The following is a 19,461-nucleotide window of genomic DNA, read 5'->3' on the forward strand; positions in this document are numbered from 1 at the left end:
CTACTACAATCAAGGATCACTACAAAAAAAGACTACTGAAGAACTCATCACGCAATCGCTAACTCTGCATCCAGATCAATGCCCGCTTCACGCATCTGGGCCAGTTTATATCTCAGAGTTCTCGGGCTGATGCCCAATTGCTCCGCTGCCCTGTTACGACGCCCGCGCTCATTTCTGAGTGTCTGAATGATTATACGGAACTCCTGCTGGCGTAGATCATCACCAAGCGAGCCGGCTTCGATCGATGCCGGTGCCAGGGCATCCGCCTCACCAACTGCAGCTTGCTCAGCGGATTGCGTATACGCCTCGTCAAAGGGCTCGGAAGTACGAGGAGATGCCATAGGTGCTTCGGCAAGGCCATCGAAACGTCGGCTGGTACCAATATCAAGGCACAGGTCGTCAACGTGAATCACATTACCCTGGTGCAAAACCAATGATCGCTGGATGGCGTTATCCAACTCCCTTACATTACCAGGCCATGAGTGTTGCATCAGCGCATTGCGGGCATCAGCAGCAAAGCTGATGCCGGTAAGCTTCATCTTGCGACAGTGCTTTTTAAGCAGCGACATTGCCATCGGAAGGATATCCAGTGGGCGCTCTCGCAGCGGCTGCCAGTGCATAGGAAATACGCTAAGCCGATAGTAGAGATCTTCCCGGAATCGCCCTTCCCGCACAAAATCGGCCAGATCCCGGTTAGTGGTGGCAATCACACGAACATCCAGCGCGATGGTTTTGCGCCCTCCTACCCGCTCAACTTCCCGCTCCTGCAATACGCGAAGCAGCTTGGACTGCAATGCCGGATCCATTTCAGACACTTCGTCCAGAAGAATCGTTCCGCCATTAGCCTGTTCGAACTTCCCTGGTGCAGATGCAACCGCTCCGGTAAAGGCACCTTTCTCATGGCCAAACAGGATCGCCTCAAGCATATTCTCGGGAATAGCTGCACAGTTAATAGCAACAAAGGGCTGATCTGCCCGAGGCGACTGCTGATGAATATACCGTGCCAAAACTTCTTTGCCGGTCCCACTTTCCCCGGAGATCATCACTGTAGATTCACTGCCAGCCACCTTGGCTGCCAACTGGAAAACACGCCTGCTGGCTGGATCCTCCGCAACGGGCTCATCGCCGGATTTCTGACGGCTACCACCCACTACCTTGGTGACTGCATCAACCAGCACCTTCGGCTCAAACGGTTTAACCAGATAATCCACCGCACCGGACTGCATCGCAGAAACCGCATGACTGATTTGCCCGTACGCCGTGATCAGCATCATCGGCAACCCCGGATGCAGGCGTTGCACCTCGCTCAGCAACTCATGACCGGAAAGCCCGGGCATATTGACATCACTGACCACCATATCAACTGGAGCTTCTGCAAGCCGTGCCAGGGCTTCGTGAGCATTCGAGGCCTCGCGCACGCGAAACTTCGCCAGTTCCAGGGTAGTCACCAGCGCCTCGCGCAGGTCACGATCATCTTCAACAATCAGAATCTGTGCCTTGGCCATGGTTGCCTCCGATCAGACTTTATTATGCAATAGCGGCAGACGCAGAGTAGCGACAGCACCACCCTGCTCTGGCGACTCAATAAAAAATTTACCCTGGTGGGCCTTAACAACCGCCTGCACAACCGCCAGGCCAAGCCCGGTACCATGGGATTTAGTGGTATAAAAAGCTTCAGATAGCCGGCTTGCTTCAGCCTTGCCAAACCCCGGGCCGTTATCCATAACCCGAATCAACAGCTCACCAGCTTCTGATACAACCTGCACGACAACCGCAGTGGCGCCCGCTTCAACACTATTGTTCACGAGGTTGGTACAGGCTCCGACCAGCGCATCCCGGTTACATAACAGCCGGCAATCTTCCGGCAGGTCGGTTCTCAAAATCACATCAGCACCGGCAGCGGTCTTAATCCCTTCCAGGGCAGACTCCAGAGCCGAAACCAGCGTTTCTGCAGACAGCTCTTCCGCCAGCCGGGTTTCGCCCCGGGCGAAAATCAACATATCCCGCACCTGTTGCTCAAGATGCGTAAGCCGGGACATCAGGCGCGAGGCACAGCGCTGGCGCATCTCCTCATCCAGGTCATCCTGCGTCAAATGGCCACCATAAAGAATGGCTGCAGACAGGGGCGTACGAATCTGGTGCGCAAGCGAAGCCACCATCTTGCCCATGGCCGAAAGCCGCTGGGCATGAGCGAGTTGCGACTGCAAATGACGGGTTTCCGTCAGGTCGGTAAGCAGAATCAACTGGCCTGGCTGGTTATCCATAGTACGAATTTCGATACTCACACGGCGTCCATCTTTCAAAGACACCTCATGACCGTCATCCCGGCGTGGCGAGAAGCAGCGGCGAATCACATCCACCCAGCGCTCACCGTCCAGCGGTTCACCCAATAACGCGATAGCCGCAGGATTGCTCTGCGACACAACCCCCTGACTATCAAGAACCACCACACCAGCTGGCAGCGCTTTCAGAAGCGTAGAGAGACGGTCAGCCAACTGCTCTTTCTCTTCCAGCTCCTGCTGGCGCTGTAAAGACTCCTGGCTCAGTTCGCCGGACAACTGATTAACCCGAGACTCCAGAGTGCGATAGGAATCGGTGATCTGCCTAGACATCTGATTGAACATTTCTAACGCAGAATCCACCGCCTCATCATTCTGCTGCGGAAACAGCGCCCTCACCTTATCGTTAGCATCCGCCGCTGCATTGGCCCGCGCCTCATGCTCTGCTGATGAAATGACAAACTGTGCCTGACTCATAACCTGACTCCCGATCAGTCCGTTACATCGGACCACACCCATAGGATGATTCGTTTACAAGCCACTAAGCCAGCTTCGTGCCAACTCATATTTTTTCATAAATATCAGAAGCTAAGAAAAGCAACAGAAAGGTGAACGACAGTTTTACGTCGCCCGTAACGAAAAAAACGCCAAGGGCCTGGGACCCTTGACGTCTTATTGTCACAACCAGCAACAGAATAAAAATCAGACACCGCAGCGGCAATAAAATATGTACAGGTGGGATTGGGGAGGTCTTTTTAAAAAGGGCCGCTTGTCTGAGCGAAGCGAGTTGTACGGCACTTTTTCAAAAGACCTCCCCAGTCCCGCACCACCGCGACCACGCCGCCACCTAACTGTAATTGGTCAGGACTCCTCAGACTCCTCCTCTTCCCGAAGCCCATACTTCCGAACCTTCTCCACAAGCGTAGTCCGCCGAATCCGCAGCTTCTCCGCAGCCCGAGCAACTACCCCCCCTGCCTCGTCCAAAGCCTGCTGGATCAGTTGCCTCTCCAGGTTCGAAAGATAATCCTTGAGATCAATACCATTCACTGGCAATAAAGCCGGAGAATCCAGTCCCACAAGGCCAGGAATACCAGAAGGCATCCCCGAATCCTCAACCGGCCGATTCTCATCGAAATCATCTACATACCTGAACTTCTTTGGCAATTCCTGCACCCCGATTACCGAGTAAGGATGCATGATTGCCAGCCGCTCAACCAGATTCGCCAGCTCACGAACATTACCCGGCCAGTCGTGCCGGCACAGGCTCATGATCGCCGCCGAATTCAGGCGTAAGGAACCGCGTTTTTCCTTCTCCATGCGGGAAATCAGCTCGTTGATCAGCAGTGGAATGTCCTCCACCCGATCCCGCAATGACGGTACCTCAATCGGAAAAACGTTCAATCGATAGTAGAGATCCTCTCGAAACTCACCCGATTCAATCATGTCCTCAAGGTGCTTGTGAGTCGCTGCGATAACACGCACATCGGCAGAAATTGTCCGGTTACTGCCCACCCGTTCGAATGTCCGCTCTTGCAGCACACGAAGTATTTTTACCTGCATATTGAGCGGCATATCGCCGATCTCATCCAGAAACAGGGTGCCCCCTTCTGCCAGTTCGAAACGGCCGACTCGCGCCGTAATTGCACCAGTGAACGCGCCCTTTTCATGCCCGAAAAGCTCGCTCTCAAGCAGCTCTGCGGGAATGGCGCCGCAGTTAACGGGCACGAACGGCTTGTCACGACGTGAAGAGTGATAATGAAGGTTTCTTGCGACAACTTCTTTGCCGGTCCCCGACGGCCCGGTAACCAGAACGCTCACATCCTTATCCGCAACCTGTTCCATAAGCTGGCGAACTTGCTGAACCTTGCGACTGGTACCCACCAGACTGCGGAACAACTGCAGACCACGCTGCTGGCCCCGCTCCTTTGAGCGCCGGAACTGATCATAGAAAATTTGAGCGCGATAAAGTGAATCTACAAACTTCGTGTAATGCAGAGGCCATTCCAAGCGGGCAATTATGCGGGCAGAATCTGTCTCCGCCAGGCCTTTCAGTTCGGGATCACCCACCACCAGCAACGGAACACCCTGGGCAGCCCGACAAAGAGATTCAATCGTCTTTACAACACCGGTGTCGACACCGTTAACGATGGCAACGGAAATGTCCGCAAGACTCTCTTGATCTCCAGATTCAAGGAGCGCCCAGGCATCATCGCCTGCAACCACTTGCTCTTCGCCAATGAATTCCAGGATCGTCGCCAAGTCATGAAGCCTCGACTCATCCTCACTCAGCACCAGAACCTTGTTATTTTTGGACATTCACAAGAATCTCTTTGGGGATTTGTGCGGTATTTAAGACGGTAAAGCCAGTAGAGTCAATTTTATGACACTATTTAGGTCGAGACGTTGAAATATTTTGGTAGGCCTTGGCTGCACTGCGGTTACGGTTCATGCCTTTTAGAGCCAGCTCCGCTTCAGCTTTGGACCGAGCGGCACCTTCTCCGGCTGCGTCCAGAAACTGACGCAACTCTTCAATCCGTGTCCGGACGGGCTCCGGTTCTACCTGCCCAGCCTCAAGCGCAACCATCATGGGCTCTATAGTGGTCTTTATCCCGGAGTTGAGACTGACCAGAGCATCCCAGTCCTCTTTGGCCAGAGCGCGACCCAGTTTCGCCATAAGTTGATCGAAACTTGCCAGACAGGCCTGCGGATCGGAGTGAAAAGTATCTTGAGCGTCGGCCATGACGTTTTCTCCTTGCACAAAGAGATGAAGAACGAACGACCCCGAGGAGCGCCAGCGATTGCCGGCGCTCCATACCGCTACAGCTCAATCAGCGGCGAGCAGCCCTTCTCGCAGAGGAAGCAGTAAACTCACTGCCACGAAAACCGGGGTTGTAATCGTAGGCCGGATAATTGTCATCCAGACCATCAATGTAATAACGCTTCGACTTGAGGTCGTACGTCATCTCCATAGTAGTCCAGAACACAGGCTCTTGGTAATAGCTGATATTGTGAGCTTCGGAAACCCGCCACAAATCACCGTTTTCGTCATACTCTTCGGACATGAGGATCTGCCAGCTATCTTCATCTACATAGAACACACGACGGTCGTAGATATGTTTGATACCAGTGCGACGCTTTGCCTCAACTACCCACACCCGATGTAGTTCATAACGTGTGAGCTGCTGGTTAATGTGACCGGCGCGAATCACATCATCCGGGCTGACATCTTCATCGTGTAACTTGTAAGCGTTATAAGGAACAAAGAGCTCACGCTTACCTTTCAAAACCCAGTCATACTGGTTGGGAGCACCGTTATACATATCTTTCTGGTCAACAGAACGCAGAGAAGACGAGTTCGGTAAATCTGTCTCATAGGCCAGGTTCGGAGAACGCCTCAGGCGCCGAGATCCAGAATCATAGCGCCAGGCTAAACGCGGCGAGCGAACCTGATCCAGTGTTTCGTGCACAAGCGTGATAGTACCTGCCAATGTTGAGGGCGAGATCGTATCGGTCTTGAGGTAGAAAATTTTGTTATCGATATCGGCAAGTTCTGTATTCTTCTTGCTGTAAGCAAAGTAATAATCGTATTGATTTACTACCGGGTTAAAAGAACCGTCCACCTGAGGCGTGGCTGAGCCACTTCGGAACGAGACCTCTTCACCACGGTAACGCAGAATATGGTTCCATATAACTTCGAGCCCGTTTGCGGGGATCGGAAACGGACTGGTCATGATCGTGTTGCGAACACCATTTCCGTTATCCAGTACTTCAGCGCTCAGAGCGTTCTCGTAGAATTTGTCGTACACATGCTCCGGAAACGCCGCTGTGCGACGAGTCTGGTAAACCGGCATGAAAAAATCCGGGCCATACTGACGGAGCATCTGGAGAGAGCCTTCGGAGAGCTTATCCTTGTAGAGGTGCATATTGTTCGATGTTATTACGAACAACGTCTCATCTTGAGGAAACGGATCTGTCTCCACCTGACCCTTGCGCCAGCTTGCAGGTGCTTCTGACAGCCCACCTGTCCATTCGGGAATGCTGCCAGAGGCATTGGCCAAACGCTCGGCACCAACCGGCGTCAGATCCTGCTTGAGCCGTTCTGCTTCCGCTAACGATACTCCTGACAGCGCCTGCCCGGAAAACCCGAGCGAAAGCACTGCAACACATGCGACAACTTGGCCCCGCATTTCAAACCCTCCAGACAATCGAAAACCCAAAATTCAATGCTGCTTTTTCCCAAATTCAAACAGCCGTTTCAAGTGAATGTTTGTGTTTTATTGTCACCTGGGGGCTTGGAGCTAAGGGTTGAAGAAATCTGCGCGCTGGAATGCTACAATGGTGGGCTGTTTTATTCACGGGCAGTTCGGGCGGAGAAATTCCCGCAATCGAGAACGCACGAAAGCCCCCAAATGCACGGCAGACACGATCAATGGCATCTCAATGGTATTCGCTGGTTTCTCAAAAGCTGTTTCTTGCAAGAACGCTTCTGGAAATGCCGGAGAAGCTTGCCGATAGCGGAAATGCTAATCATGCTCCAGCGCAGAAACTGCAGCATGAGGCGGCTATTCAGGGCTCTATCGAGCTCCTGCTAAGGGCAAGACGGCTATTATTGATAATGATTACCAGGTTCTACCAGAAGCGTTCGGAGGAGCCTTCGACATTGGGGGAGTTGGCAAATCTGATCGGCGAACAAGCCACCGAAATCAGAAGATTAAGAGCTCTTGAGCAGGAGGCGGATAGTTGGTGGAACTATCTTGACCAGCTGGAAGCCACTCAAAGCAGGCCGCCCGCAGCACGAAAAACGGTTAATGCAGAAAATATCATTGCCGTATCAGCTGACGCAGGACCCGACCGTTCCGCACAAACGCTCCTGAAGACTATGAATGCGATAAAACAGTTTGCCGACAACCTGGAAGAGCAACACGGCGAGTGGTAACTACCCTCGATCACTGCAGCAATCACCGCTACTTCCGGTTCTCAACATGATAAAGGTTAATGAAATGTCACCATCGTTTTTCGAAATTGTACAACTAAGCAACGGCGACTATGCCCTGCGACGCATCGACGATGACAGTGAGCCGCTGGTCAAAATTTCCTTTTCAGGTGAAGCTCGCGAAATGCTGGAAGATCGGGATATGTCTGTTGCCAAAGCCATGATTGCCGCGGGAATAGAAGCCGCTGGCAACATCACTCACGACATTGACTGGGAAGAAGACGAGCTGGACGCTTCAGACGCTCAGCCCGCATACACTCTGCACTGAAGGCAGGCTTTACCGCTGCCGGAGCACAACACCATGGCTGTTGCCCTCCGCCGCAGCCTTCTGCAGAGAGTCAAAGGCTGTCTTACCCAGTTTACGGGTCCACATCACTACCGCATGACAGGTACCTGCGCTCAGGGCTCTTTCCGCAAGCTGACGTGCCGGGTACTCTGCGGTAGAGCGCAGCACCAAAAGCTCTCCAGCAACAATCCCGTGCATTTTCTGCCACTTGCTCACGAGCGCCTGGGGAGGATCAATCCAGGCCAGCCAGCGCTTTTCCTGGTTAAGCTGAGTCAGCATCGGCAACAGTAATTGAAAATTCTCCACCTGCCCTTCTGGCATTATGATTTCCGTAACGTTGCCAGCAGGCGCGGATTCCCTGATATCCGGTTTATGCCGGGCCCGAATGACTGTGCGCTGCTTTCGGGCGGTATACTCCGGCACAGGGCAAGGTAAAATAGCTTGCTGCCACGCCATGTTCTGATTAAAGCTTAGCTGTTCCATAATTCACCCGTTTTTCAATGCGTCTGTGGTTTATACCAGCCCGATCAGTGCAGATCAGAGCGCCGGATAACACCTACACCCAGCCCTTCAATGAACAGCTCCTGCTCCGTAAGATCGACTTCAATCGGCGCAAACTCTTCATTTTCGGCAATCAGATAGACCTTCGAACCCTCTTTCCGGAAACGCTTTACAGTCACTTCCTCACCCACTCTGGCGACAACAACCTGCCCGTTATGCACATCCTGAGTGCTGTGAACTGCCAGAAGATCGCCGTCAAGAATCCCGATGTCCTTCATACTCATGCCCCGGACCCGCAGGAGATAATCGGCCGAAGGCGAGAAAAACTCCGGCTTCAGCGTACAATGATCTTCAATATGTTCCTGGGCCAGGATCGGACTGCCCGCCGCCACCTGACCGATCACAGGCAGCCCCAGATCTTCAGCGGCTTCTGGCAGACGTATGCCCCGGCTCGCACCCGGCACCATCTCAATAGCGCCCTTACGTGCCAGTGCCCGCAGGTGTTCCTCAGCGGCATTCGCCGAACGAAATCCAAGCTCTGCGGCTATTTCTGCGCGAGTGGGCGGGTAACCGGTTTCATCCACGGATCGGCGAATAATTTCCAGTACCTGAGTCTGTCTTGCTGTCAGCTTCATTGTTGCGCTGCTCCGCTTGCTGCATGCAGGGCTTATACATGCCGGGTCTGATATCTGCTGGCAGATACGGCCCGCCAGCATTCCTGTTTGTTTATACAGTGTTTTGACTATATACAGTGTTTTATCCAGTGTAAAGTCGCGCACCCTAATTTCTTTCAACCCCTTAACCGACGCTCTTAAGTGAGTGTGATATGGTAAAAAGATCGCAAATTCATCCCAGTGAGTCCTATGAACAACGCTACGTCCTGCAAAATGCCAGACATACTGAAAACAACCGATGGAAAAGAACGCCGTGTCGGTGTTGAAATCGAACTGTCCGGGCTTGGGTATGAGCAACTTGTCAGTATCGTTGCGGAACTTCTCGATGGAACCCCGACACTCGAATCCCGCTATGTGAGCAAGCTTCAGACATCGATGGGTGATTTCATCATTGAACTTGATTCCGAGCAGGTGAAAGAGTTCGATCTTACGGATGACAGAGTTCCAGAGGTACTGCGTGAACTTGGCGGGCAAGCCATGGAGGTTATCGACGCGGCAGCTGAGCGCATTGTTCCGCTAGAGATTGTGAGTCCTCCTTTACCGTTCTCCGAAATTCAACAGATCGAATATCTGGTCAAGGAGCTACGCGAAGCCGGCGCACTGGGTAGCCGGGAGGCTATCTATTTTGCATTCGGCTTACAGTTGAACCCGGAACTACCGGATCTTACACCAGCAACACTGATTCGCTATTTCCAGGCTTTTGCCGTGCTCTATGACTGGCTCAAAGCTCACCACCAACTGGATATCAGCAGAAAGTTCACGCCCTATATCGAACCCTGGAGCAGCCGCTATACAGACCTACTGGTGACGGAGGGCTATTCGCCGGACCAACACCAGATGATGGTTGACTACCTGGAATCCAATCCTACGCGCAACCGTGCTCTGGACCTTTTGCCTTTGTTTGCCCATCTGGACAAACCCCTTCTCGATCAGTACGTCAAAGATCCACGCATCAAGAGCAGGCCTACTCTGCACTACCGATTGCCGGACTGTGACATCGACAATCCGGAATGGAACTTCTCCAGTGTGTGGAATGACTGGGTGGTGGTCGAGCAGATCGCCAATAATGCAGACGATCTGGCGGAGCTGAGAGCCTTGTTCCGGGAAAGCCGAAAGATCAGCCTGCGCAATCTCACACATAGCTGGCAGGAAACTTCAGCAAAGTGGCTACAAAGCAAAGGCTATGTCTGAACAGGACCTTACAGAAAACAACTTGCCCGGCCTGACAATTGGCATCAGCGGTCCCGCCCGCAGGCGCGTCGCGCAACAGTTGATCAGTTTCGGCCTCAGATTGCAGGGTGTTCGCCCTTACTACATCCGCCCCGGCACCCGCGTAGACGTATCGATGTTAGACGGGCTGGTGCTCTCAGGTGGCACACACGTTCATCCGGGGCGTTACGGCCAGGAACCCCAAGTGAGCGCCCATTACGACAAGGCCCGGGATAAAACCGATTTTCAATTACTGGAACAAGCTGAGTCTGTCGGCATTCCGGTGCTGGGTATCTGCCGTGGCGCTCAGTTTATCAACATATTTCACGGTGGCTCGCTGTGCCAGAACGTAACGCCTCTCAGGGTAAATACCCGCCACAGGCCACTTTTACTGCCCATGCAGACTGTCCGGCTAGTAAAGTCCAGCCGGCTGGGAAAGCTCATGCGAGCCCCGGTAATCGGAGCCAACCGGATCCACAGTCAGGCCATAAAGCGCCTTGGCAAAAATCTGCAGGTAACAGCCGTAGACAATGATCTTTTCGTCCAAGCTATAGAAAGCACCCGTGGCCAATGGCTTATGGGGCTGCAGTGGCATCCCGAGTACCTGCTTTATCACAGTGGCCACCGGCGGATCTTCAGCGAGTTCGTGCAAGCAGCCCTCTCATTCAAACTGGCCCGACTGGAACCTGCATCCTGACGAGCCTGACGTTAAACCCGAATTCGGAGACCAAGTGTTATGGCGAGAAACAACAGGAAAACCCGTTCTCTTTGGGTCCTGCCACTGTTGGTGCCAGGTTTGGCCCTGGCTGGCGAGGTTACACTCACCGGAGAGGGAAGTGTCCGGTATGAGCCGGACAGTGCACGCCTGAAGTTTACCGCCAGCGCGGAGCATGAACAGCCGCAGCAAGCTACTGCTCAGGTAGCATCAATGATAGAACAATGGCACCAGGGGATCAGCGAGTACAGGGCGCAACTCCATGAGTACACGGATGCATCGGTCAACCTTTATAGCCGCACACTGCCTGCCGAAACCCGGGAGGCAGAGCCGGAAAAACGGGCAGTTGCCTCCCAGACCGTCAGCTTCACCGTCACTGACTTATCACTGCTGAACCCGGTCCTACAACAGGCACAAGCTCTGGGGCTTAATTACAACCTGGGCCCGCATCAGTTTTTCCACTCTGAAGAAGCTCGCATGGAACGCGAAGCGCTGGCACTGGCACTGGCCGACGCGAAATCCCGTTGCGATTTTGTTGCGCAGCAAATGAACCAGCGCTGCGGGGAGGTGGTATCTCTCAACATTAACGGTGGTCACCGCCCCATGCCAATGATGATGGCGGCCGAAACAAGGGGCGCGGACTCCATTTCGAGTGTTGGAGAACGGGAAATCAGCGCATCTGTAAGCGCAACCTTTGAACTGGACTGAGGCTAGAAGTCCCGGGTGTAGAAGATATCCAGAGAAGCTGCCAACCCACTGGCAGCTTCTAGATAGAAGTATTTGCCCAGATCATAACGCAACGCCACGGTACTTATGGGTTCAAAAATACCCACTCCGTAACGAATGCTCAGGTCGTCTGTCAGGTAACCACTGGCTACAACGGATGTCTGGTCGCCGCTACCCTCCGCCTCCAGCATGAGCTCGCGAATACCAAAACCTTCTCCAATCTGGCCGGTAACCTTGTTTACCTGGGTCAGTCCCAGAGAAATGGCTGCTCGCCCCATTTGACCATCATCAGCCTGTCCTCCCGGAGCCCGCCCAAGAATCACATAAGATAAGGCATCGGATTGCGGCATATCGGGGCTGGAGAACACCTCGGTCGTAGGTGACTGAATCGGGCCACTCAGTCGAATTCCGGCGACCACAGTGTCCACCTGCCTTACGGCTTCAATGTCCAGGTACGGCTGAGCCAGGTTACCGACAAACAGCAACCTGGCCTGCCGTATTTCAAGCTCCTGGCCATAGGCATCGTATTGACCGTCCACCAACTGAAGGGTACCCCGGGCGTCCATGTCGTTACCGATCCGCAGTGTACCCTCCAGATCGCCGGTCACACCAAACCCGGCAAAGGTCACCTGATCAGCACCTACAACAACCGTAACATCCATATTGATAGACCGAACAAAAGGCTCTCCCTGCTCCACTCCGACAATGACTTCATCTTCAGATACTGAGACAGCCTGCGCCGGCAGCGCTTCTATTAAAATGTCCCCCCGGGGCACTTCAATACGGCCTTCAACACGCAGCCCTCCATCACGGAATGCAATGGTCAGGTCGGGTGCCACTTCGAGATGGGCGTAGGGTTCAATACTAAAGGGTAGTCTTTCACCAGTAATGCGAACCTCACCGCCCGGGGTATCCTGCCAGTCAATATCGCCCCGGATAACGGCTTCGCTTCGAGCGTTGCTACTTACCCGCCCCCGAATATCCGCAGAATATCCGTCAAGCTCAACACTGATAACCACTTCATCCATGGGCAGAGGCAAGCGCGGATCTACCACGTGGCCGTTGGTTAAAGCCACCTCCCCGTGCACAGCAGGCCTCATCAGCGGGCCAGATATGGTCCCTTCACCGTTTACTTCCCCGGCAACTTCTTCAAGACCGGTAAACAAACCGGCTAGAGCAATATCGAGATCACTCAGTTTGAAGCTTCCTTCAACCTGGCGGTCTTCGCTCATAGGGTCCAGCCTCATATCCACAGCAAGCTTACCAAGCTCAGGCCCAGACAAGCGCACCGCGAGATCCGCCTGATCCGGCTTGAGGTCCAGCTCCGTTGTCAGAGTCTCGTAACTCAGGTTCTCCCACTCACCATCCAGCAGCAGCGCAAACCTGCCCTTACCCGCATCCAGCGTTATACGGCCATCGGGGCCATTTCCGTTTGAGGTGAAGTCAATTTTGCCATTGATATCGGAATGCCAACGCATCGTCTCCGGCAGAACCGGGGCCAGAGCTGCAGCAGGAAAATCGTTAATTCGATAGGCTATATCAGGTACAGGCAACAGGGTCTGGTCATCCGCGCAAACAGAACTTTGCTGCCAGCGCCAGCAATGGGCCGCAAAATTAAGTTCGCCATCATCGCCGTATTCCAGCCCTGCGGGAGCCTCCAGCACCCAACTCTGCTCCTGACCGGGTAGATCAATCACGCCCTGTGCGAGCTCACCTTTCCAGGTCGCCCAGCCATCACCCGCAGAGCCTTCAAAGTCCAGCTGCAACCCCATTTCTTCGCGCCGGGCATCAATAGCTACTTCGTGCTCACCCGGGGTGCCCTCAACCCTGACGGCAAGCGACTCGATATTTTGCCCAGCAACGCTAATTCCTTTGCTCTGCAGCTCGGTGTTGAGGCGGAATCCGGAGTCCAGCCTCGCATCAAGACTCAGCGCATCAACCACCAGAAAGTCCTGCCAGCGCAGCTCGGTCGCACTTGCGCTTAATGCCCCAAGGGGGTCATCAGACGTTCCTGTAAGCTCCAGCTGTAGCTCAACCTTGCCACCAAGGCCTGGCAGAACTTTTCCAGGATCTGGCAGTTCCAGGTCCAGGTCAGCTTGCAACTCCTCGCCCCATTGGCCGCTGCCTTCCAGGCGATTATCACCAACAACCAGCTTCAGCTCCGGCACGACCCAGGCACCGGTTGAGGTATCAAGTCGACCGGCCGCAACAGTGGGGCTGGAACGCCATTGGCCCTCCAGGTCCCAGCTGGCTTCCATCGTCGGCACCGACCCATCGGTAAGCTGCCCCTCTGTGGTGACCTGACCACTAAGACTGGCCTCAAGAACCGGCACCCAGTAGCCGGGATTAAAGTCTTTTGCCTCCAGCGCCGCACGCCAGCTCAGCGGCCCGGAAAAATCTACTGCGCCCTCGCCAGAGAGAGAGCCGGCACCCGTCACTGCTGAGAACTCTGTCAGCCGTGCCTGGCTGGCATCGCCTTCAATAACTGTTGCCAACTCCGCGAGACCCTGAGGACCATCTACTTCAGCCGTCAGATTGGCCTGATAGCGACCATCACGCCAGGAAGCACTTCCGTCCAGTGTATGAAGCGAAACAATCGGCTCATTCAGGCCAGGTAGCAGTGAATACCAGGGGAAATCTCTTAGCTGGATATCAGACTGCGCACTGACACCGCCCTGCCACCGCGTGTTGCCGGCGAGCACCAGGGTTTGAGGCGATTTACCGGCCTTATCCTGTGTGGAAAGTTGTAACCGAATATCCCGTGCCTCAGCGGCTGTCACCAAGCCTGCAAGCGCCAGGTCTATCGGCCCTTGCGTACCCTCAAGCATGGCCTGCCCTTGGGTTTTAAATCCGCCCTGCAGGCTACCTGAAGCTTCGACAAACCAATCGTTCAGAACCAGTGTGTCCGGCAAAGCTTCGGCCGCACGGAACTGTTGTGACTCGACTCGCACGCGTGCCGGCAGACTCGAGGCCAGCGGCTGGACCTCCCCCTCTAGTGTTGCATCGAGATAGCCGCGACTCTGGCCCGCGATCGAAAGATCCCGAACGCTGCCGGAAAGCACCAGATCGATTGCCCAGGCATCTCCATAGGGCGGCGGCAAATTCGCGCTTATCTCAAGGCTGACCGGCCAGTCCCGGCGGGTTTCCACGCGACCAGACGCAGTTACGGTATAGTCATCGAGCTGGTAGAAGACGCGTTCAAGTTGCCAGTCAGCTCCCGAACCATCTGCCTCTAACTCAAATCTGTCCCAAACCTTACTGCCATTGAACGTGAAAGTGCCCAAGCTTACATTGTTGACCCTCAGTCCCAGTGGTAGCTCAAGCTCCGGCAGGCTGATATCTCCACTCGAGCTCTGCCCCTCCTCGGATGGCTGCACGCTAACATCCAGCTGCTCTACCTGAAGGGTCTCAAGGCACAGGTGCAGATCAAAAAGACAGGAGGGAGACCAGTCTATGAACGGTGACTCAACCGCCACATCAACACCATACCCCCGCCACTGGAGGCTATCCGCCTGCCAGATTCCGAACAGGGAGCCACGATCATTAACCGCTTCAAGCCCGGGTATCTGATTGATAACCCAGGCGGTCCCCGTCTCGGAGCGCAACGCCAGCAAAATTGCCGACACCAGTACAACCGGCAAAAGCACCAACAATCCAAGCAGCAAAAGAAGCCAGAACCTGATGCGACCACCACGCTTGCGCTGAGGCTTCTGTGCGCCTTCCGGAGTCCCGTGGCCTTCAAGAGCTTTGGTCACAGTTCAGGCCCCATCGAAAAGTGAATCCGCCACCCACCACCGAATTCGGGGTTCAAACCCTTGGCGATATCAAGACGCAGGGGCCCAAGTGGGCTGAGCCAGCGAATACCGGCACCCGCGCCAGTAGCAAGGGGATCAAGCAGATCATTGATAGCGTTGCCATGATCAACAAACAACGCGGCTCGCCATTTGTCTGCGAACTGATACTGATATTCAGCACTACCCACCAGAATGTAACGCCCGCCAACTTTGACACCGTTCTCGTTCTCCGGGGACAGGCTCTCGTAGGCATACCCGCGCACACTCTGGTCACCACCGGCGAAGAAGCGCAGTGAAGGAGGCACATCCTCAAACCGGCTAGTCGCAACGCCGCCCAACTGAAAACGGGATAAAAAGCGGTGCTTGTCAGCCAATGTGAACAAACCCTTGGCAATGGCGTTCACGTGCAATATGTCCACACTGGAAAGGACTGCCCTGTGAGAGCCGCTCACATCGGCCTGCAAACGATACCCCTTGGTCGGGTCCAGCGCAGAGTCAACATGCAGCTTGGAATAGCCGACACCCGGCAACAGCAGCGAGCTCGTTCCTTTTTCATCATCGCCAATATTGAAGCGCTCCCCCTCCCAACGCAGGGACAACACCTGCAACCACCCATGATCAAGTTGGTGTTGCCATTGCTGCCCAAACGTCAGCAGCTCAGACTCGACGTTCTCGATGTCTTCGCGCTGATAGCCTGCAGTAAAACGAATCAGGTCCGTCATGGGAGGGTCCAGCGGCAGCTCATACCAGGTGCTCAGGTTCTGCCTGGGTTCGGATAACTCTGTTTCGGCCCCACGCCGGTGCCCCATCGGGTTGATCCAGTGCTCGCGCCAAGTGCCCCGAAAGCGAGGCCCGACATCCGTGGAAAACCCAAGGCCAGCTGCCAGCGACCGGGGATCTCTTCGGGTCACGTCGACCCGCACTGGAATAACACCATCCTCTGCGCTCCCCGGTGTCGCATCGATATCCACGCCCGAGAAATAACCGCTGCCGAGAAGATCACTGTTGAGCTTGGCGATTTCGTCCGCGTGATAGGGAATGCCTGGCTCAAACGTAACAAAATCATCAAGAAGACCAGTTTCAAACCAGTGTCCTTCCCCATACGTAACGTCACCGAGCCGATAGCGTTCACCGCTTTCAAACACAATAACAATATTGGCAATGCCAGCCTCCGGATCAACCTCCAGAGTACGAGTCTCGAAGCGGCCATCAAAGTACCCGCGACGCCGGGCCCGGGTCTGAAGCGCATTCCTGAGGTTAGTGTATTCACCATGATTGAGAATATCGCCTTCTGCAGGGTGCACAGGCAGATCGTCGGTAAAGCTTTCGTCTGAAGCTCCCGCACCTCGAATCTCGACCACTCGGGATTTGATTCGCACCGGATCTCCGGGAGTAATATCCAGGACCAGTCGGGCAAGTTCTTCTGACTCGCTCTCTTCGACTTTCCAGTTCACCGTTGGGCTGTAATAGCCCAGAGCGCGCAATGCCTTACTGGCCTGCTTCACTGCCGTCGATGCATAACGGCGCAAATTGTCAGCACTTCGACCCTCGACCTCGCCAATAAACGCTTCAGCGTTATCCTCAAGCCCCGGATAGTCACCTTTAACCTGAACTTCAACTTGTTGCGCCTGGCTCAAAGAGGACCACAGGAGCAGCAGCCCAAAAAGCCGGATTCGGCCCGATTTCAAATTGTGATCAAGTGATTGCATCCGGCTGTTTCAGTGTTGGTCGTGATGGGAACGATGAAAGTGATTATCGGTCAAGCGTGAGAGTTTAATGCCAGGCGGTCAAGTTAATCCACGCTCGAGCAAGTCGTCCGCCGGGTTCAAATACGCTAACCTGTCAGATGAACGATAACCGCTATTACACCACAGAGGACGGATGCCAGCGAATGCTGAAAATTAACCGCGAGAACCTGAAGTCCAGCCATCAACTTATCTGGTTCATTATTGACTTCCTGATGCTGGGACTGCTCATCATCAACCTCGCATTCATTATCTGGGACTCCGTCTATAACTTCGTTGCCATCCAGAACGCGTTAAAAGAACATCTGCCAGCATTCCAGGCCGCTTATCACCCAGTGCACGAAAACTTCATCCTATACGATGCAGTGTTCGTTGCGATCTTCCTGACCGAGTTTTTCGTGCGCTGGGGCTATGCAATCAGGGCCAAGGTGTACGACCGCTGGTACTTTTATCCCTTTATCCACTGGTATGACGTGATTGGATGTATACCCGTAGGAAGCCTGAGGTTCTTAAGGATTCTGCGGGTTATTTCCATTATCTACCGCCTGCATCAGTACAAGATAATCGATGTTACCAGCACCGGAGTTTTCCGCTTTGTAAATTTCTACTACGAAGCTTTTATGGAAGAACTTTCCGATCGCATCGTGAACAAGGTATTGAGCGGCGTTCAACACGAAATAACGCTCGGCTCACCTCTCTTCGAGAAAGTCCAGAACGAGATCCTCTACCCGCGGCGAGACATGCTGACTGAATGGATCTCCCAACGCGTGGCTCAGGCCGCAAAAGAAGGTTATGTCCCCAACCGCGGTGCACTGAGAACTTATCTTGAGGACAGGGTTGACCATGCATTGAAGCAGAACGTGGAACTTTCACGGCTGAAATACCTACCGGTTGTGGGATCAACGATCAAGGAAACCCTTGAAGATGCGGTGGGCGATATTGTTGCCAATGTTATCCAGCAGATTCTGGAAGACCTGGCCTCTTCTTCGAACCATGCGTTTATCGAGGACATAGTAAACGCGTTTATCCGCGGGCCGGGGCAACCTGATAGTAAAGACGCAAGGAACGAAGCGCTGATCGCACTCATTATTGAAATTATTGACGCCATCAAAGGGCAGGTCAGAGTCAAGCGCTGGCGAGAGCAGCTTCCCTAGAGCCTGAACCTGAATCAAACCCCGCTTCTTGCATATCGGGAACAAATAAGCGCCTAATGCAAGCTGGTTTCCGGAACAGCGAGCAATCGACCTATGGATTACCGCACCTACCGTAAAAGACTGCAGAACCAGTTTCCCGAGCCCGTTCTCGCATTTGAGCCTGGCGAATATGAGGCACGGCTTGCTTCAGTTCGCCGAAAAATGGCTAAAGCCGATCTTGACCTATTATTGCTGACGGAAGCCGGAGAGTTGTGTTATCTGACCGGGTACACCACCTTCGAGGTTTCGGTTCAGTGCGTTCTTCTTGTTTCAGCTGATCGAACCGTGCTGTTCGTACCGGCCATCGAAATCGGGCCCGCGGTTTATCTGAGCCGGGTGGACGAGGTTATCGGTTATCCATGGCAGGCACCCGAGACGGTAGCCCGCGAACTCGCTGTGCAGGTACGTCGAGCGGCCACTAAACCTGCCCCTCGAATAGGGTTCAATCCTTGGGCGGGTTCCTTTCGACCAGGGCTGCTTGTGGCTCTCAAAAATGAGTTGGACACAGCAAAGTTTATGGATTTCGGCACGCTGATCGATCGTGTCCGCCTGGTGAAATCCCCTGCCGAAATAGACTATCTCGCTGAAAGCGCAACCATCACAGGTGCCGGCCTGGACGCGGCAGCGGCTGTCATACGAGCAGGTATCATTGACCACGAAATCGCGCAGGCTGGTGCCAGCACCATGCTGGGGGCTGGCAGCGAGTTCATGAGCATGCAACCCATTGTGACGACCGGCGCCCGTAGCGGAATCATTCATACCAACCATGCCGGTTATGAGGTCGCTCGGGGTGATGTGGTATTCACCGAATTTGGTGCGGTTCGCCGGCGCTATACCGCACCAATGATGCGAACGGCCGTAGTCGGTGAAGCTTCGGCTGAGATTCGTGAATTCCATGAAACTTGTATACAGGTGCTCGAAGCGGTGATGTCAGCCGCACGAGCCGGTTCAAGCTTCGCCTCAGCTGCCCGAGCCGGAGAGACCGCACTCGAGCCGATTGCCGATCGAGCCTTTTTCTCCGGCGTATTTGGCTATCCGGTCGGCGTGGCATTTCCACCATCCTGGGTGGCCGGTTCGATGTTTATCGCAACTGACAACGAGGCCATTCTGGAAGAAAATATGGTATTTCATTTGCCGATCTGCCTGCGCAAGCCGGGGGAATTTGGCATTGGATTCAGCGAAACTGTGCGGATCACCGCAACAGGGGCCGAACGGATCACAACAAATTCCCTGTCCCTCCAGGAGATTTTTTTATAGCCACGGGAACTCTGACAGGCAAATTTGAACCCTGCCTGGTAAGACAGGATACGGACGGAGAGGAAATTCGAGACTCGAAAAGCAAAAAG

General features: G+C 54.1%; 16 protein-coding genes. 7 read left to right on the plus strand and 9 right to left on the minus strand.

Annotated elements, in window-relative coordinates; genetic code table 11:
- Positions 1–47: 47 nt before the first annotated feature.
- The 5 genes from Q4606_RS07780 to Q4606_RS07800 form a co-directional block, all read right to left on the minus strand.
- A complete protein-coding gene (locus tag Q4606_RS07780) occupies positions 48–1,505 on the minus strand; it encodes a sigma-54 dependent transcriptional regulator (protein WP_303607173.1) in 1,458 nt (485 codons plus the stop codon).
- Positions 1,506–1,517: 12 nt separating this feature from the next.
- A complete protein-coding gene (locus Q4606_RS07785; protein ID WP_303607174.1) occupies positions 1,518–2,756 on the minus strand; it encodes a PAS domain-containing sensor histidine kinase in 1,239 nt (412 codons plus the stop codon).
- A gap of 384 nt (positions 2,757–3,140) precedes the next feature.
- Positions 3,141–4,595 carry a sigma-54 dependent transcriptional regulator gene (locus Q4606_RS07790; protein ID WP_303607175.1) on the minus strand — a complete coding sequence of 485 codons (1,455 nt, stop codon included), beginning with the start codon at positions 4,593–4,595 and terminating at the stop codon, positions 3,141–3,143.
- A 70-nt stretch (positions 4,596–4,665) separates the two neighbouring features.
- Positions 4,666–5,019 carry an SOS cell division inhibitor gene (locus Q4606_RS07795; RefSeq protein WP_303593588.1) on the minus strand — a complete coding sequence of 118 codons (354 nt, stop codon included), beginning with the start codon at positions 5,017–5,019 and terminating at the stop codon, positions 4,666–4,668.
- Between the two features lie 88 nt (positions 5,020–5,107).
- Positions 5,108–6,466: a DUF1329 domain-containing protein gene (locus tag Q4606_RS07800; protein ID WP_303607176.1), complete on the minus strand. Its 1,359-nt coding sequence runs from the start codon at positions 6,464–6,466 to the stop codon at positions 5,108–5,110.
- Between the two features lie 242 nt (positions 6,467–6,708).
- Here Q4606_RS07800 and Q4606_RS07805 point away from each other — a divergent pair, with 242 nt between their 5' ends.
- On the plus strand, positions 6,709–7,215 hold the full coding sequence (locus Q4606_RS07805; protein ID WP_303607177.1) for a DUF6586 family protein: 507 nt from the start codon (positions 6,709–6,711) through the stop codon (positions 7,213–7,215).
- A gap of 64 nt (positions 7,216–7,279) precedes the next feature.
- Positions 7,280–7,540, plus strand: a complete 261-nt coding sequence (locus Q4606_RS07810) for a hypothetical protein (RefSeq protein ID WP_368497096.1) — start codon at positions 7,280–7,282, stop codon at positions 7,538–7,540.
- A gap of 9 nt (positions 7,541–7,549) precedes the next feature.
- On the opposite strand, the gene Q4606_RS07815 is transcribed toward Q4606_RS07810, so the two are convergent.
- Positions 7,550–8,041 (minus strand): cell division inhibitor SulA, encoded by a 492-nt coding sequence (locus Q4606_RS07815; RefSeq protein ID WP_303593594.1) that lies wholly within the window; start codon positions 8,039–8,041, stop codon positions 7,550–7,552.
- A gap of 44 nt (positions 8,042–8,085) precedes the next feature.
- Positions 8,086–8,694, minus strand: a complete 609-nt coding sequence (gene lexA / locus Q4606_RS07820; RefSeq protein ID WP_303593595.1) for a transcriptional repressor LexA — start codon at positions 8,692–8,694, stop codon at positions 8,086–8,088.
- Between the two features lie 228 nt (positions 8,695–8,922).
- On the opposite strand from lexA, the gene Q4606_RS07825 reads away from it, so the two are divergent.
- Genes Q4606_RS07825 through Q4606_RS07835 form a run of 3 tightly spaced genes read left to right on the plus strand, consistent with a single transcriptional unit; the run spans position 8,923 to position 11,365 of the window.
- Positions 8,923–9,924 carry an amidoligase family protein gene (locus tag Q4606_RS07825; protein WP_303607178.1) on the plus strand — a complete coding sequence of 334 codons (1,002 nt, stop codon included), beginning with the start codon at positions 8,923–8,925 and terminating at the stop codon, positions 9,922–9,924.
- Positions 9,917–10,639, plus strand: a complete 723-nt coding sequence (locus Q4606_RS07830) for a gamma-glutamyl-gamma-aminobutyrate hydrolase family protein (protein ID WP_303607179.1) — start codon at positions 9,917–9,919, stop codon at positions 10,637–10,639. Before Q4606_RS07825 ends, Q4606_RS07830 begins: the two co-directional genes overlap by 8 nt.
- A gap of 39 nt (positions 10,640–10,678) precedes the next feature.
- Positions 10,679–11,365, plus strand: a complete 687-nt coding sequence (locus Q4606_RS07835) for an SIMPL domain-containing protein (protein WP_303593599.1) — start codon at positions 10,679–10,681, stop codon at positions 11,363–11,365.
- Positions 11,366–11,367: 2 nt separating this feature from the next.
- On the opposite strand, the gene Q4606_RS07840 is transcribed toward Q4606_RS07835, so the two are convergent.
- The gene (locus Q4606_RS07840; protein ID WP_303607180.1) at positions 11,368–15,138 is read right to left on the minus strand and encodes a translocation/assembly module TamB domain-containing protein; all 3,771 of its coding nucleotides are present in this window, start codon (positions 15,136–15,138) and stop codon (positions 11,368–11,370) included.
- Entirely contained in the window at positions 15,135–16,886 is a 1,752-nt protein-coding gene (locus tag Q4606_RS07845) for an autotransporter assembly complex family protein (RefSeq protein WP_303607181.1), read from the minus strand. Before Q4606_RS07845 ends, Q4606_RS07840 begins: the two co-directional genes overlap by 4 nt.
- 182 nt (positions 16,887–17,068) lie before the next feature.
- Between Q4606_RS07845 and Q4606_RS07850 the strand changes: the two genes are divergently transcribed.
- Both Q4606_RS07850 and Q4606_RS07855 read left to right on the plus strand, forming a co-directional pair.
- Complete coding sequence (locus Q4606_RS07850) at positions 17,069–18,076, plus strand: hypothetical protein (protein ID WP_303607182.1); 1,008 nt, start codon at positions 17,069–17,071, stop codon at positions 18,074–18,076.
- A 93-nt stretch (positions 18,077–18,169) separates the two neighbouring features.
- Positions 18,170–19,372: a Xaa-Pro peptidase family protein gene (locus tag Q4606_RS07855; protein WP_303607183.1), complete on the plus strand. Its 1,203-nt coding sequence runs from the start codon at positions 18,170–18,172 to the stop codon at positions 19,370–19,372.
- The last annotated feature ends 89 nt before the right edge of the window (positions 19,373–19,461 follow it).

Origin of the sequence: Marinobacter sp. 1_MG-2023 (assembly GCF_030549045.1) — a bacterium.
In the GTDB taxonomy this organism is placed as follows: Bacteria; Pseudomonadota; Gammaproteobacteria; order Pseudomonadales; family Oleiphilaceae; genus Marinobacter.

Excerpts from the sequence above, each read along its gene's own strand:
- Q4606_RS07780 (WP_303607173.1), bottom strand. The coding sequence starts at position 1,505 with ATGGCCAAGGCACAGATTCTGATTGTTGAAGATGATCGTGACCTGCGC.
- Q4606_RS07855 (WP_303607183.1), top strand. The coding sequence starts at position 18,170 with ATGGATTACCGCACCTACCGTAAAAGACTGCAGAACCAGTTTCCCGAG.
- Q4606_RS07825 (WP_303607178.1), top strand. The coding sequence starts at position 8,923 with ATGAACAACGCTACGTCCTGCAAAATGCCAGACATACTGAAAACAACC.
- Q4606_RS07815 (WP_303593594.1), bottom strand. The coding sequence starts at position 8,041 with ATGGAACAGCTAAGCTTTAATCAGAACATGGCGTGGCAGCAAGCTATT.
- Q4606_RS07810 (WP_368497096.1), top strand. The coding sequence starts at position 7,280 with ATGTCACCATCGTTTTTCGAAATTGTACAACTAAGCAACGGCGACTAT.
- Q4606_RS07850 (WP_303607182.1), top strand. The coding sequence starts at position 17,069 with ATGCTGAAAATTAACCGCGAGAACCTGAAGTCCAGCCATCAACTTATC.
- Q4606_RS07845 (WP_303607181.1), bottom strand. The coding sequence starts at position 16,886 with ATGCAATCACTTGATCACAATTTGAAATCGGGCCGAATCCGGCTTTTT.
- lexA (WP_303593595.1), bottom strand. The coding sequence starts at position 8,694 with ATGAAGCTGACAGCAAGACAGACTCAGGTACTGGAAATTATTCGCCGA.
- Q4606_RS07785 (WP_303607174.1), bottom strand. The coding sequence starts at position 2,756 with ATGAGTCAGGCACAGTTTGTCATTTCATCAGCAGAGCATGAGGCGCGG.
- Q4606_RS07830 (WP_303607179.1), top strand. The coding sequence starts at position 9,917 with ATGTCTGAACAGGACCTTACAGAAAACAACTTGCCCGGCCTGACAATT.
- Q4606_RS07790 (WP_303607175.1), bottom strand. The coding sequence starts at position 4,595 with ATGTCCAAAAATAACAAGGTTCTGGTGCTGAGTGAGGATGAGTCGAGG.
- Q4606_RS07835 (WP_303593599.1), top strand. The coding sequence starts at position 10,679 with ATGGCGAGAAACAACAGGAAAACCCGTTCTCTTTGGGTCCTGCCACTG.
- Q4606_RS07805 (WP_303607177.1), top strand. The coding sequence starts at position 6,709 with ATGGCATCTCAATGGTATTCGCTGGTTTCTCAAAAGCTGTTTCTTGCA.
- Q4606_RS07795 (WP_303593588.1), bottom strand. The coding sequence starts at position 5,019 with ATGGCCGACGCTCAAGATACTTTTCACTCCGATCCGCAGGCCTGTCTG.
- Q4606_RS07800 (WP_303607176.1), bottom strand. The coding sequence starts at position 6,466 with ATGCGGGGCCAAGTTGTCGCATGTGTTGCAGTGCTTTCGCTCGGGTTT.